The sequence below is a fragment of the Planococcus sp. MSAK28401 genome, assembly GCF_018283455.1.
Taxonomy (GTDB): Bacteria; Bacillota; Bacilli; order Bacillales_A; family Planococcaceae; genus Planococcus; species Planococcus alpniumensis.
This window is the reverse complement of sequence record NZ_JAAMTH010000001.1, coordinates 3,500,579-3,515,971: the sequence shown is the minus strand read 5'-3', so window position 1 is coordinate 3,515,971 and position 15,393 is coordinate 3,500,579. Positions and strand designations below refer to the sequence as shown.

The following is a 15,393-nucleotide window of genomic DNA, read 5'->3' as shown; positions in this document are numbered from 1 at the left end:
GATATGAACGAATCGATTGACCGCGTCCCGCCGCATAACCAGGAAGCCGAGCAATCCGTCATCGGAGCTATTTTCCTGGAGCCACAGGCACTGGTTTCCGTAGCGGAAATCGTCATGCCGGAAGATTTCTACCGCGTCGCCCATCAGAAGATTTTCCAGACGATGATCGATTTGACGGACCGCGGCAAAGCGGTGGACTTGGTCACGGTGACAGAAGAGCTATCGGTCAAGAAAGAGCTGGAAGATGTCGGCGGCCTATCGTATCTGACCGAGATTGCCAATGCGGTGCCGACAGCCGCAAACGTTGGGCATTACGCCCATATCGTGGAAGAGAAAGCTTTATTGCGCCGCCTCATCCGAGTGGCCACCACAATCGTCGAAGACGGCTTTACGCGTGAAGACGAAGTGGAGGCTTTACTTGCCGAAGCGGAAAAGAAAATGATGGAAGTGTCGAGCCGCAAAAATGCAGGCGACTTTATCCATATCAAAGATGTCTTGGTGAAAACTTACGACAATATCGAACTCTTGCATACACGCAAAGGCGATGTTACCGGCATTCCGACCGGTTTTCGCGATTTGGACAAAGTAACAGCGGGCTTTCAGCGCAACGATCTGATCATTGTTGCTGCCCGCCCGTCCGTCGGTAAGACGGCCTTCGCGCTCAACGTCGCGCAAAACGTCGCGACGAAAACCGAAGAAAATGTCGCGATCTTCAGTTTGGAGATGGGGGCAGAGCAGCTCGTCATGCGGATGCTCTGCGCAGAAGGCAATATCGACGCCCAAGTCATGCGTACAGGTGCGCTCCAGAATGAAGACTGGCGCAAGCTGACGATGGCAATGGGCAGTTTATCGAATGCCGGCATTTTCATCGATGATACGCCAGGTATCCGCGTTAACGATATCCGCGCGAAATGCCGCCGCCTCAAGCAGGAATACGGCCTCGGCATGATCATGATCGATTATTTGCAGCTGATCCAAGGACCCGGCAAGGCCGGCGAAAACCGCCAGCAGGAAGTATCCGATATTTCCCGTTCATTGAAAGGCCTGGCACGTGAACTTGAAGTCCCGGTCATCGCCTTGTCGCAGCTGTCCCGTGGGGTTGAGCAGCGGCAGGACAAACGGCCGATGATGTCCGATTTGCGTGAATCCGGATCGATTGAGCAAGATGCCGATATCGTGTCGTTTTTATACCGTGAAGATTATTACGACAAAGAAACCGAAGACCAGAACATGATTGAAATCATCATCGCCAAACAGCGGAACGGCCCGACCGGCACCGTCAAGCTGGCGTTTGTGAAGGAGTACAATAAGTTCGTCACCATCGATTGGGCTGACCAAGAAGGCGGCGGCGATTTCTAAAGCATCTATTAAACACGAACATTAAATGCGCTCATGCATTTTGATGTTCGTGTTTTCTTTGATTTCATATTGACGCCAAGGCGCTCTATTGATACAATAAAGACTGTTTGAAACAGGGCGACAAGCCTAACGGAGGTGCGGACGATGACATCAGTCGTAGTAGTAGGAACGCAATGGGGAGACGAAGGAAAAGGGAAAATCACGGATTTTCTGTCGGAACACGCAGAAGTAATCGCGCGTTACCAAGGCGGGAACAACGCCGGCCACACAATCATTTTCGGCGGCGAAACGTATAAATTGCATTTGATTCCATCGGGGATTTTTTATAAAGATAAAACATCGGTTATCGGCAACGGCATGGTTGTCGACCCGAAAGCGCTTGTGCAAGAGCTGAAAGGCCTTCACGACCGTGGAGTGACAACGGAGAACTTGCGCATCTCAAACCGCGCGCACATCATCTTGCCTTACCACATCAAGCAAGACGAAGTGGAAGAAACGCGCCGCGGCGCGAACAAGATCGGCACGACCGGCAAAGGCATCGGGCCTGCGTATATGGACAAAGCAGCGCGCGTCGGCATCCGCATGGCGGACCTGCTGGACCATGTCGTGTTCGAAGAGAAATTGCGGATGAACTTGAAAGAGAAAAACCGCATGTTCGAGAAATTCTATGAAACAGAGGGCTTCACAGTCGAAGAAATCATGGAAGAGTATTACCAATACGGACAGGAAATCGCGAAATACGTGACCGATACATCGAAAGTGCTGAACGATGCATTTGATGCCGGCCGCCGCGTCTTGTTCGAAGGCGCACAAGGCGTCATGCTTGATATCGACCAAGGTACGTATCCGTTCGTCACGTCATCCAACCCGGTAGCGGGCGGTGTCACGATCGGCGCAGGAGTGGGCCCGACGAATATTTCACACGTCATCGGCGTCTGCAAAGCTTACACATCACGTGTCGGCGACGGCCCATTCCCGACTGAATTATTCGATGAAATCGGCGATAAGATTCGCACAGTCGGCAAGGAATTCGGCACCACAACAGGCCGTCCACGCCGCATCGGCTGGTTCGACAGCGTGGTTGTTCGCCATGCAAGACGTGTCAGCGGATTGACGGATTTGACCGTCAACTCGATCGACGTCTTGACGGGTCTCGACACGGTGAAGATCTGTACGGCTTACCGTTACCAAGGCGAGTTGATCACAGAATACCCAGCAAACTTGCGCATGCTCGCAGACTGCGAACCGGTCTACGAAGAAATGCCAGGCTGGTCTGAAGACGTTACATCGTGCAAATCATTGGATGAATTGCCGGACAACGCGCGCCATTATTTGGAGCGTATCTCGCAATTGACCGGTGTCCAGATCTCGATTTTCTCTGTCGGACCTGACCGCAACCAAACAAACATCGTCAAAAGCGTTTGGCGTTAATCAACTACCCACAAGCCACTGCCTCTTTTTTCAAGAGGGCAGTGGCTTTTTTTGCGTTTGCTACAAATTCGCCATAAATGAAAAAGCCGTCTTGTGCGCTTATATGATGTTTATGACAACAAGGTCATAGGAAATAGAGAAAAAAGGCGAAAATCATAAGTTTTTCGTCTTTTTTCAGCTCTCATCTTCCAACAAGTTATTTGCTTCAAGAACCTATGTGTCAGATGCCGCCTCTCGAGAAGCGATTCCTCCACTAGCCGGCAACTGGGTAAAGAAGTAGATCTGTTTAAACGCACTCAACTCAATGAAATCTCCAAGCCGCCGAGCGACAAGGGTGAGCCGAAGTAGTAAGACAGATGTACTTCCTAGCTTACAGCGAGAGGCCGACCCAAAGCAGGGCGGCGACTACTAAACTGAACCATAAGCAGAATGCAGAAATAGTTCGACACGCAAACTCCCGCTATCTTCTAATATATTTCCCGGGAAGCGATTCCCCCACTAGCCGGCAACTCGTACAGAAGCAGATTTGATTAAACATACGCCAATCAACGAAATCACCAAGCCGCCCGGCGCCAAGGGTGAGCCGACGCCGTAAGACAGATGCTCTTCCTGGCTTACGGCAAGAGGCCAACCCAAAGCAAGGCGGCGAATAATAAGAGGAAGAAAAAGTAGAATGCAGAAATAGTTCAACACGCAAACTCCCGCTATCTTCTAATATATTTCCCGGGAAGCGATTCCCCCACTAGCCGGCAACTAGCTAAAGAAGCAGATCTATTTAAACGCATCCGAATCAATGAAATCTCCAAGCCGCCGAGCGACAAGGGTGAGCCGACGCCATAAGACAGGGGATTTTCCTGGCTTATGGCGAAAGGCCAACCCAAAGCGAGGCGGCGAATACGAAGCTGAAGCAAAAATACAACGCAAAAACATTTTCCACAAGCAAACTCTAGCTATCTTCCTTCATGCCCCACCAAGAAAGCAAACAATCGTCAGGCTCTCACGCCTCTAGAAACGGGCGCTGCTGAGCCCCGCTGTGACTATCAAAGGTGCGAAATGCTTGAAATAATGATAAAGTAAAGGATAGCAAAGAATGTCAAAACGGCTGTGTACATGTGGAACAATTGGGAAGCAGAGGGGGAGAAGATAGATGAATAAAACAATATTGGTTGTGGATGATGAAAAGCCAATTGCAGATATCCTGCAATTTAATTTGAAAAAAGAAGGCTTTAATGTGGTAGTGGCTTATGACGGCGACGAGGCGATCAAAGTGGCAGAAGAAATTCAGCCGGACTTGATGCTGCTCGACATCATGCTGCCGAACCGCGACGGCATGGAAGTATGCCGCGAAGTGCGCAAGAAATTCGATTTTCCGATTATCATGCTGACGGCGAAAGACTCAGAGATCGACAAAGTGCTGGGGCTTGAGCTCGGAGCGGATGATTATGTGACGAAGCCATTCTCGACGCGTGAATTGATTGCGCGTGTCAAAGCGAATCTGCGGCGCCAGAATGTTGTGCCGGCAGAAGAGGAAGGTGTAGGATCGAACGATATTCAGGTCGGGTCGTTGACGATCCAGCCGGATGCGTATTTGGTGTTGAAGCGCGAAGAGACGATCGAATTGACGCATCGCGAGTTCGAGCTTTTGCATTATTTGGCGAAGCATATCGGGCAAGTCATGACGCGCGAGCATTTGCTGCAGACGGTATGGGGTTATGATTATTTCGGCGATGTGCGGACAGTGGACGTCACGATTCGCCGCTTGCGTGAAAAAATCGAAGACAATCCGAGTCACCCAGCGTGGATCGTGACGCGTCGCGGCGTCGGCTACTACCTGCGGAACCCTGAACAGGAGTAGGCTGAATGCTGAAAACCAGTTTTTTTAAGTCGATTCATGTGAAATTTGTATTGATTTATATTTTGCTGATCTTGCTGGCGATGCAGATCATCGGCCTTTATTTTTCCGAACAGCTCGAACAAACGCTGCGCGGAAATTTCGAGGATTCGATTGAAGACCGGATGGAAATCATTGAGTTCAGCGTCCGCGAAGAGATGATCCGCAACCGGACAGACGAGGACCTGACAGTCGAGCAGAGCCTTCGGTCGGTCCTTTCTAATTTTAATTCGCAGGATATCATTGAAATCCGCGTAGTCGATAATCGTTACCGGATTTTGGCAACTTCCTTGGGCGAGAACCAGTCGCTCGTCGGCCAGCGTTCGACAGATGACCAGATCCGCCGCTCCATCATCGGGGAGACGTTGCTCACGCAAACGTATATAGACAGAAGCCTAGAAGAGCGGGTGTGGGTCCGAACCTTGCCAATCACGGCGGTGGGGGGCGAAATGCTCGGTACACTGTATGTGAAAGCGGAAGTCGAGAATGTCTATGACCAAATGGACACCATCAACTCCATTTTGGCAGGCGGTACCGCCATTGCTTTGGTCATCACGGCCGTGCTTGGCGTATTGGTCGCCCAGACAATTTCACGGCCGATTGCCGATATGCGCAGGCAAGCGCAGGCGATGGCAAAAGGCAATTTCTCGCGCAAAGTCCGCGTTTACAGTGAAGATGAAATCGGCCAGCTTGCCCGTGCATTCAACCATTTGACGAATCGGCTGCAGGAATCCCAGCAGTCAACGGAAAGTGAGCGGCGCAAACTCGCTTCGGTGCTTGCCAATATGACGGACGGCGTACTTTCGACCGACCGCAGAGGGCGCATCATCTTAATTAACGAACCGGCCTTGCACTTACTGAATGTTTCACGTGAAACAGTTATCAACCGTCCGGTCACGACGGTGCTTGGACTTGATGAATCCTATACATTCGAAGATTTAATCGATATGCGCGATGCGATTACGCTGGACATCAGTTCACAAGATCAAGCGACGCTATTGCGCACGACTTTCTCGGTCATTCAAAAAGAGACCGGGTTTGTCAACGGCTTGATCGCCGTCCTACACGATAATACGGAGCAGGAGAAGATTGACATGGAGCGCCGCGAGTTTGTGGCGAACGTATCGCATGAACTGCGGACACCGCTTACAACGATGCGCAGTTATTTGGAGGCGCTCGCTGACGGTGCTTGGCAGGATCCGGATCTCGCACCGAATTTCCTCAACGTCACGCAGACCGAAACCGAGCGGATGATCCGCCTCGTCAACGATTTGCTGAAATTGTCGAAGATGGATTCGAGCGAAGCGGATTTAAGCCGCGAAATGGTGGAATTCGGCGTGTTCTTTAACCGCATCATCGACCGCTTTGAAATGTCGAAATCCCAGAATGTATCGTTCGAGCGCAAAGTGCCGAAATCGCAGTACTTCGTGGAAATCGATACCGATAAATTGACGCAAGTCATCGATAATATCATTTCCAATGCTTTGAAGTATTCTCCGGAAGGCGGAAAAGTTCGCTTTTCTGTCCGCGAGAAAGAAGGCGAGTTGCTCGTTTCGATCAGCGACGAAGGAATGGGCATCCCGAAAGAAAACGTCGAGCGCATTTTTGACCGCTTCTACCGTGTCGACCGCGCACGTTCACGTGCAATGGGCGGTACGGGTCTAGGCCTTGCCATTTCGAAGGAAATGATCAATGCCCACGGCGGCAGAATTTGGGCGCAAAGCCGTTACGGCAAAGGGACTTCGATTCATTTCACCTTGCCATATGAAATTGATGATGGAGGTGAATGGGATTGAAATACTTGGAGCATGTAAAATCCGTTGCCTTGTTTATTTTGATTTTTCTTAGCCTGGCACTGACTTTCACCATTTGGACATTCACCCCAAAGCTTGAGGAGCTTGAAACGCCCACGCAAGTGGATGATGTATCAATCGGTGACAAGCGCAGTGCAGAGGAAGTCGTGAGGCCCGTAAAAGTGCTGTATCATCACGAAGACGAAGTGACCGGCACTTTCTCACAAACCGAAATTGAAACGATGTTGGACACGATCCAGCAATGGGAGATTTCCGACGTCCAGCTATTTGAAGAAGAAGCGGGGACAGAGGTACTCAAGCAGTATTTACAAGAACCGGGACGCACCGTGTTGTATTATCCAGGGGCTGTGCCGTTTCCTGTGTTTGACATCATCATGGATATTTCCGACACTAATTTGCCGGAATCGACCTTTAACCGGGTCGTAGTCGAATGGGGGACAGAGGAAAATCCCGACCCTGTCATTTATTTTATCAACACTGGCTCCGGCCGGGTTTACGAAGCACAAGTATCGGACGCTGAGCTGATCGAGTTCCGCGGCGACTACGTGCAGTCATCCGAAGAGTACGACCGTTACGTCACGGATCCTGACATCGGCACACTGCCGGTCTATGTGCCGGAAGGTCCGATCGAGAAGACAGCTTTTAATTATTTGCTGGGCGAGACCCCGGCCTCTACATTTGCAGATGCCATCATGGACAGCCCGACCTCACAGTTTGCAGGAGACCTGCAGAGCGAGGAATTCACCGATGAGTCGGGGGCCATCATGCGCGAATTGGACGGCCAGAAAAGCATCAATTATGTACAGCCGAAAGCCGAAACCTCCGACCCGGCGATCCCGTCCGACCTAGTGTTCAACTCGATTAATTTCGTTAATGAACACGGCGGCTGGACCGACCAATACGTGTATTTCGGCATGAAATCGGTCAATCAGCAGATCAGTTATCAATTGTTTTTCGACGGCTTGCCGGTCTTTAGCAATACGATGGCCGTGAGCCTAGACGTCGAATGGGGCATCAGTGACGGCATCGAGCAGGCATTCCGCTATAGCCGGCCGACTTATTTCCGCGATTCAGTCGCAGAAACCCGCACCGTCGAAATGACGTCAGGCGAAGCCGTTCTGAAAGCTTTGTCGCGCCTTGATACGGATCTATCGACGATTGAAGCGGTGACGATTGGCTATGAGCTGACTCGCAGTGAAGACGGTCAATTGATCACGTTCCAACCGGCTTGGTATTATAAAGCAAATGGCAACTGGACACGGCTATCTGACGAATCAGTAGGAGGCGTGAAGCTTGGATTGGAGTAAAACAAAAACCATTTTCATCATTGTTTTTTCGATTCTCAATGTTTTCTTGTATTCACTGTATATCGACCGTTATACGGAAGCCGAACAGATCCAACCACTTCCGGAATCGAGCATCGAGGAGAAGCTCCACGGAGACAATATCACCTATTCGGCATTGCCGGAGATATCAGAAGATAAGCCATATGTACGCGGCGAATCAAAATCGTTTGCTGAAACTGATGTAGAAATAGACGGGATCGTCAATGTTTTAGATGAACGGCTGCTGCAAATCACTTACGATGAGCCAGTCGATCTAGAAGGCGATAAAGAAGACGCACTGCAGGCATTCATTGAAGAAGAAGTTCCGGAAAGCTCGGAATACACCTTATGGAAAATCGATGAAGACCAGAACCACGCGGTATTTTTCCAGCAGATCACAGACGTCCCGCTATTCCATAGCACAGGCGGCCAACTAACCGTGTTCTGGAACGAAAACGATGCCGTGATTGGCTTCGAGCAAACTTTATTCAACAATATTATCGAAAATGAAGAGCAAAAGAGATTGATCAAACCGCTAGAAGCGATTCATACGCTCTATCAAAAGAGTCTGCTTGAGACCAATAGCCGCATCACCGAAGCCGAACTTGGCTATTCGACGCATGTGCAAGTGTCGGAAAACCGGCAGATGTTCGTCCCGACCTGGCGCATCCGCGTGAAGGATTCCGAAGGTGAGGAAACGGATCATTTCGTCAATGCCATCAAGGACGGTGTCATTGAATTGAACAAGAAGGACGAGGAAACAGCAGAGTAAGGAGATTTTAACTATGCGCTTCAGTGTATTGGCCAGTGGTTCGACTGGCAATGCCATTTATATAGAAAACGACGAGCATGCGTTTTTAGTGGACGCGGGGCTCAGTGGCAAGAAATTGGAGTCGTTGTTCGCCTCCATCGGCCGCGATATGGGCAAGCTCGACGGCATTCTTGTCACCCATGAGCATAGCGATCATATTAAAGGGCTCGGCATCGCCGCCCGCCGGCATAAAGTGCCGATTTACGCCAACGCCAAAACCTGGTCCGCGATGGACGGGCTGGTCGGCGAGATTCCGGTCGAGCAGCGTTTCCATTTCGATATGGAGACGACGAAATCGTTCGGCGGGCTGGACATTGAATCGTTCGGCGTGTCACATGATGCGGCGGACCCGATGTTTTATGTATTCCATGAACATGGCCGCAAACTTGCACTGATCACCGATACGGGCTATGTCAGCGACCGCATGAAAGGCATCATCGGCGCATCCGATGCGTATGTGTTTGAGAGCAACCACGACATCGGCATGCTGCAGATGGGGCGTTACCCATGGTCGGTCAAACGACGCATCCTGAGCGATGTGGGGCACGTGTCGAATGAAGACGCGGCGGTCGCGATGTCGGAAGTGCTCGCGGAGAAACCGACGCGCATCTACTTGTCGCATTTGAGCAAAGACAATAACATGAAAGACCTCGCGCGCATGAGCGTCGAGCAGACATTGCAGACGAAAGGCATCTTCGTCGGCGATTATGTCGATTTGTTCGATACCTCGCCGACTGAAGCGACGCCTTTGGTTGTGGTGTGAATAGATGTAAGAGGAGAGACTGCCCCAGAAGCCTTATATATGGCTTGTGGGGCGGTTTTTTTGTTTTTTAGAGCCGCTGATGTCCGTGAAAGTGGACGCTTTCGGGCCCACAGGATGTGGGTCATGCAGCTGGCGCGGTCTCGCATTTAGCCGCTGATGCTCATTGCGGCGGACGCTTTCCGCGGGCATGGCCTCAGCCGCTTCCTTCGCTTCGCTCCGTCCAGGGTCTTCGGCTCATGCTATTCCCGCAGGAGTCGCCTCCTCCATTCCCATCAGCTAGTGTGAGGGGAAAAATACTATAGACTGGTTCTATAAGCTTGCTTAAAAGGTCTTTATGCCGAAAAAGCACAGTGATTGGGGAAAAGTTGCTGAAGCGCATCGGGTAACTACGTTGCTCCCGCATTTCTCAATCAGATGTGTCGCAAATAAATGGGCTCAGCGTGACTTCGCCCATTTATTCGCCGCCTCCATTCCCATCAGCTAGTGTGGGATGAATATAGAGGTCGTAGTAATAGTTGTGGGAAGCATCATCTTACTGCGCTGCGACCAATCATCCAGTTTGAAAGTGTACAAAGTAAGTTGAGTGATGACTTCCTGATGGGCTCGTACAGGGAGGATTGCTTGCATTTTGGCGGGTACATCTTATGATAAAAAGAGAGGCATAAGAGAGGATGGAGGCTATGGGTTATTACAATCAAACGCCGAATGGCAGGCAGCCGAAGCCGAGCCGTGCGGGCAGTTTCTTTGCGGGGGTTTTTGGCGTGATGGTCGGGGCGCTATTGATGTGGCTGTTGTTTTCGCAAGCACCGGGCTTATTGCCAGGCACCGAATCGACGAATTCTGGCACCCAGATCCAGCAGCAAAGCCGTGAACAGCAAGGCGCGTCGCTTGATATCACGACCGACGTAACGAAAGCCGTCGATGAGGCGTCGGATGCGGTGGTTGGCGTATCGAATCTCCAGACAGGCGGGGATTTCTTCTCACAAAGCCAGGAACAGGCAGTCGGTACGGGTTCTGGTGTCATTTATAAAAGTGAAGGCGATACCGCGTATGTCGTGACGAACCATCACGTTGTTGACGGTGCGAGCGGCATCGAAGTGACATTGGCTGATGGGACGAAAGTCGAAGCGCAAGTAGTCGGCAGTGATATCTGGACCGATCTTGCTGTCCTTGAAATGAGCAACGAAAAAGTGCAAGGCGTTGTGGAACTGGGCGATTCGGATGCCTTGAAGCGCGGGGAAGCGGTCATTGCGATCGGCAACCCGCTTGGCCTTGAATTTTCCGGTTCCGTGACAAGCGGCGTCGTATCAGGTACTGACCGGGCAGTTCCGGTCGATTTAGACGGCGACGGTACCGAAGACTGGCAAGCGGAAGTCTTGCAGACAGATGCGGCGATCAACCCCGGCAACAGCGGGGGCGCGCTCGTCAATTTGGCGGGGCAATTGATTGGCATCAATTCGATGAAAATCGCCACTTCGCAAGTCGAGGGCATTGGGTTCTCGATTCCGATCAATTCGGCGCTGCCGGTCATCAATCAACTCGAAGCAACGGGTGAAATGGTGCGCCCGGCAATGGGCATCACGCTGATTGATTTGGCGCAAGTGCCGAGCACATATCGTGAAGATACATTGAATTTGACGGAAGACATCACGGCGGGCGTCGTGGTCAGCTCGGTTGTCCCGTCTTCTGCAGCGGATGAAGCGGGCATGCGCCAATACGATGTCATCGTTGAGCTGGATGGTGAAGAAATTGGCGATATTATCGAGTTGCGCCAGCATCTTTATAATGAAAAACAAATTGGGGATATGCTGCAAGTAAAAGCATACCGAAACGGCGAATTGCTCGAATTCGAGCTTGAACTCACCGACAATTCCACACAGTAATATCCCAACAGTTCCAATTGGTGTTTTATGCACCGATTGGAACTGTTTTTTTTCATTTCCGGAAATGAGAGGAAGAAACAAAAATCAGCTGAATATTATACACTTCGGAGCTCGAATTTTTAGTTGAAAAGGGGCTATTGTTCGGAAAAATAGCATGTGGATAACTTTTTTATTAAAAATCGATTGTTAACAATCCACAGGTGCTAAAAGCTTCGCTATCCGTAGTGTTTTATATCTGTTAAAATGGATTGTGGATAAAAGGGAACGAAATGTGTATAACTGTGTTGAATATTCGGAAATCGAAAGGAGGCGTAAAAATGGAGTTATATTGCTGCCAAACGCATGTGGGACAAGGGCTTGACGAATTTGTCGCCAAAACGGAAAGCTATCCTATACTGACAGAATTATCAGATAGCGAAAAGTTATCCACAAAGTGCAACTACTGTGAACAACAGGCATTGTATCTTGTGGCGAGTAAATAAAATTCTACAATATGTAGAATCGCCTGTGGATATGTGCATAAACTCTGTGGGCAACTTGTTTGTAAATTTCGTGTAAAGGGGGATAAGTTGTGAACATTTCCATTGTGACGGTCGGAAAACTGAAAGAGAAATACTTGAAAGCGGGTATTGCAGAATATGCAAAACGCTTAGGGGCTTATGCAAAAATTACAGAGGTAGAAGTCGCGGATGAAAAAGCGCCGGAGCAATTGAGCGAGGCGGATATGGAAATCGTCAAAAAGAAAGAAGGCGAGCGTATACTAGCCAAAATTCCACAAGACGCCTACGTCATCGCCCTAGCGATCGACGGCAAGATGAAGACCTCTGAGCAGCTCGCCAAAGACATGGAATCGCTCATGACCTATGGCCGCAGCAAAGTCGTCTTCGTCATCGGGGGCTCTCTTGGGTTGCATGATGAAGTCCTGAAGCGTGCGGATGAGAAATTGTCGTTCTCGAAGATGACGTTTCCTCATCAATTGATGAAGTTGATTTTGCTGGAGCAGGTTTATCGTGGGTTCCGGATTATGAAGGGTGAACCGTACCATAAGTAAATGAGGTTTATGCTAGTAAATAAACTCTAACTAATACATGATTTGTCCAAATACCAAGGAGAATCCAGTTGTTAAAACCAATTCCAATGCTTTCTTTACACTGATAAATTAATTTACTTCAGTTATTGAGACTAGCAAAAGGAATAGGTTTTGATCATTTGGATATGCTGAATATTGGGCTAAATTCTGTTATTTTAGTCGGATACATCGATGGAAAGCTTACTTTGCTTATGGGGATACCCTAATCAATGAAGCAATTGGACCGATTTACTTTTTTTCAAAAGTTTATAATGATAAAGAGTAGATTTTTATTTAGCAGTATCTCTTAAGGCGTTTTTATCCCTCGGGTTAAGAGAGTTTGAAGTATAAAAGGTGGGACTGAAATTAATGAAAAAAATTGGATTTGATTCGGAGAAGTATTTGAAAGAACAATCAGCCTACATCCTAGAACGGGTGCAGCAGTACGATAAACTTTACTTGGAATTTGGCGGGAAATTGATAGGCGACAAACATGCCAAGCGTGTGTTGCCTGGATTTGATGAAGATGCCAAAATCAAACTATTGCATACACTGAAAGAAAAGGCGGAAATCATCATCTGTGTCTACGCTGGAGACATCGAACGAAACAAAGTCCGTGAAGATTACGGCATCACTTATGACCAAGATGTCCTGCGCTTAATTGACGAATACCGGGCATACGGCATTTCTGTCAACAGTGTCTTGATCACCCGTTACCAGAAACAGCCAACAGTCAAAGTATTTATGACAAAGCTTGAGAGAAGCGGAATTAGCGTCTGTATTCACCGCGAAATCGAAGGTTATCCGGCAAACGTGGAGGCGGTCCTTGGGGAAGAAGGATTTGCGACAAATCCTTATATTAAAACGACAAAGCCGATCGTGGTAGTAACGGCCCCTGGCCCGGGCAGCGGAAAGCTCGCCACCTGCCTTAACCAAATGTACCATGAGAATAAACTGGGAAATGAAGCCGGCTATGCCAAGTTTGAGACTTTTCCAGTTTGGAACTTGCCGTTAAAGCACCCAGTAAACATCGCTTATGAAGCGGCTACCGTCGATTTAAAAGACGTAAACATGATTGATAATTATCATTATGAAGCGTATGAGAAAGTAGCGGTCAATTACAATCGTGATATTGAGACATTTCCTGTCATCAAACGGATTATTGAAAGGATCACCGGCAAAGAGTCTGTTTACAGCTCACCGACTGATATGGGGGTCAATCGCCTGAAATCGGGCATCACGGATGATAGCGTTGTCCAGGAAGCTGCTAAGCAGGAAATCATTCGGCGCAGTTTCGTCGTAGAGAACGATTATAAAAAAGGGCTTGCCGATGAAGACAGTGTGCGCCACATGCAAGTGATTCTAGAAGAGACCGGTTTAAAGAAAGAGGATCGGGCACCTGTATTGCCGGCCCGTAATTATGCGAAAGAAGTCCAAGCGCAAATTGACAGCACGAATTTACAAGCCGTCATTGCGATAGAATTGCCGAATGGCGAGATGATCACCGGTCGAACGACCACTTTGATGGATGCTTCGGCAGCCGCGATTTTGAATGGGTTGAAGAAATTGACCAATATTTCCGATGAAATTGATTTGTTGTCGCCGATGATTTTACAAACGATTCAACGGTTGAAAACCGATGACTTGAATAGCCGCGTCCCGACATTAAGCGCCAATGAAGTGCTCATTGCACTGGCAATCAGTGCGGTCACCAATCCTACTTCTGAGCTGGCTTATAAGCAATTGCCACATTTAAAAGACACCCAAGCTCATTCCACGGTTATATTGAATAGAGAAAACGAACAGACCTTTAAGAAGCTTGGAATCGACATCACCAACGATCCGGTATATCCAACTGAGAACCTATATTACAATTAGATTTTAGAAAACACCTGCCTTTTTCCCCTTCCATAGAAGCCTGAGGCGGGAGTATTTTCATTTATAGCGTTTACTGAAAAGGTTCATTCTTCTCTTAATGAGAAGAATGAACCTTTTTGCTTTATTGAATCAATCAAGCGCTCCTTGTGAAAGACTGTAAAAAAACAACTTTACTTCACCCGACAGGAAAATAATCTTCTCTATGTTAAATGATTAAACTAATCCTATCTTGTTTCCTAAGTCTATTTATTTTAATGAGTAACCACCATCTACAACGATTTCCGCACCGTTTATATAGGAGGCTTTGTCTGAAGCTAAGAACAGAACAACTTCTGCGATTTCACTTGGCTTCCCGTAGCTTCCTCTCGGGTGTCCCTGTGATTGCTTGTCGTAATTTTCTTTTCCGCCATAGGCTTTGATGGCCAGGTCGGTTTCTGTCGGGCCAGGAGAGATGCAGTTGACGCGGATTCCTTGATTGGCAAAGCGCAGTGCGGTGCTTTGGGTCATCGCGACAACGGCTGCTTTGGTGCCGCTATAAGCTGGCAGCATCGGATTGACTTTATCGTTTCCAAGGATCGCTGCATTATTGATCACGACTCCATGTTTTTGCTTGCCCATCACGGCTAAAGCATATTTCATGTAGAGGAAAATCGCCGTTTGATTGACGGCAATTAATTGATTCCAGTCATCTAGCTTTACGCGAGACAATGGGCCTATTCCGATAGAGAGAACACCAGCATTGTTGAAGAGAATATCGATAGGATGCCCATCAGTTTCAAGTGCTTTAAAAAAGCTTTCGATTTCGTCTGGGTTTTCGTTATGGACTTGGTGAAAATGGGCTTTCCCGTCACATTCACTCTCTACTTGAGCACCTTTGTCGCTGTCTCTTCCCGTAAAATGAACGCTAGCTCCTTCTCTGCAAAAGAAACGAACCACTTCCTTGCCAATTCCATCCGTCCCACCATTCACAACCACTACTTTGTTTTCGAACATCATCTGATCTCCTCCAAACGTCATAGTAAAGTCAAAAAGTCTGTATAATCAGTATATAGCACTCGTTTAGCCAAAGGAAATCTAGCTGCTTTCCATTAAGCGGGTCGGGAATTTTCTTCTATGGAAGAATTGATACCACTCCTTGATGAGTGTGTAACCCATGATCTAGTGAGGGG

Annotated in this window: 12 protein-coding genes; 11 read left to right on the top strand and 1 reads right to left on the bottom strand. The window is 48.7% G+C overall.

Features of this window, described 5'->3' with window-relative positions:
* Positions 1-3 precede the first annotated feature (3 nt).
* The 11 genes from dnaB (at position 4) to G3255_RS17765 (ending at position 14,224) form a co-directional block, all read left to right on the top strand.
* A complete protein-coding gene (gene dnaB / locus G3255_RS17815) occupies positions 4-1,359 on the top strand; it encodes a replicative DNA helicase (RefSeq protein WP_058382286.1) in 1,356 nt (451 codons plus the stop codon).
* A gap of 144 nt (positions 1,360-1,503) precedes the next feature.
* Positions 1,504-2,790 (top strand): adenylosuccinate synthase, encoded by a 1,287-nt coding sequence (locus tag G3255_RS17810; protein WP_211655697.1) that lies wholly within the window; start codon positions 1,504-1,506, stop codon positions 2,788-2,790.
* 1,147 nt (positions 2,791-3,937) lie between these two features.
* Positions 3,938-4,645: a response regulator YycF gene (gene yycF / locus G3255_RS17805; RefSeq protein WP_058382289.1), complete on the top strand. Its 708-nt coding sequence runs from the start codon at positions 3,938-3,940 to the stop codon at positions 4,643-4,645.
* A gap of 5 nt (positions 4,646-4,650) precedes the next feature.
* Positions 4,651-6,477 (top strand): cell wall metabolism sensor histidine kinase WalK, encoded by a 1,827-nt coding sequence (gene walK, locus G3255_RS17800; protein WP_211655696.1) that lies wholly within the window; start codon positions 4,651-4,653, stop codon positions 6,475-6,477.
* Positions 6,468-7,802, top strand: a complete 1,335-nt coding sequence (locus G3255_RS17795) for a YycH family regulatory protein (RefSeq protein ID WP_249222165.1) — start codon at positions 6,468-6,470, stop codon at positions 7,800-7,802. Before walK ends, G3255_RS17795 begins: the two co-directional genes overlap by 10 nt.
* Positions 7,789-8,592, top strand: coding sequence for a two-component system regulatory protein YycI (locus G3255_RS17790; protein ID WP_211655694.1), 804 nt, complete (start codon positions 7,789-7,791; stop codon positions 8,590-8,592). The genes G3255_RS17795 and G3255_RS17790 overlap by 14 nt, the downstream gene beginning before the upstream one ends.
* 13 nt (positions 8,593-8,605) lie before the next feature.
* On the top strand, positions 8,606-9,394 hold the full coding sequence (locus G3255_RS17785) for an MBL fold metallo-hydrolase (RefSeq protein WP_211655693.1): 789 nt from the start codon (positions 8,606-8,608) through the stop codon (positions 9,392-9,394).
* Between the two features lie 680 nt (positions 9,395-10,074).
* On the top strand, positions 10,075-11,277 hold the full coding sequence (locus G3255_RS17780; RefSeq protein WP_211655692.1) for a S1C family serine protease: 1,203 nt from the start codon (positions 10,075-10,077) through the stop codon (positions 11,275-11,277).
* A 269-nt stretch (positions 11,278-11,546) separates the two neighbouring features.
* A complete protein-coding gene (locus G3255_RS17775; RefSeq protein WP_349291458.1) occupies positions 11,547-11,759 on the top strand; it encodes a CxxH/CxxC protein in 213 nt (70 codons plus the stop codon).
* An 89-nt stretch (positions 11,760-11,848) separates the two neighbouring features.
* The gene (rlmH, locus tag G3255_RS17770; RefSeq protein ID WP_068459441.1) at positions 11,849-12,328 is read left to right on the top strand and encodes a 23S rRNA (pseudouridine(1915)-N(3))-methyltransferase RlmH; all 480 of its coding nucleotides are present in this window, start codon (positions 11,849-11,851) and stop codon (positions 12,326-12,328) included.
* Positions 12,329-12,715: 387 nt separating this feature from the next.
* A complete protein-coding gene (locus tag G3255_RS17765; protein WP_211655690.1) occupies positions 12,716-14,224 on the top strand; it encodes a DUF1846 domain-containing protein in 1,509 nt (502 codons plus the stop codon).
* 246 nt (positions 14,225-14,470) lie between these two features.
* Here G3255_RS17765 and G3255_RS17760 read toward each other — a convergent pair whose 3' ends face one another.
* Complete coding sequence (locus G3255_RS17760) at positions 14,471-15,220, bottom strand: SDR family NAD(P)-dependent oxidoreductase (RefSeq protein ID WP_211655689.1); 750 nt, start codon at positions 15,218-15,220, stop codon at positions 14,471-14,473.
* Positions 15,221-15,393 lie beyond the last annotated feature (173 nt).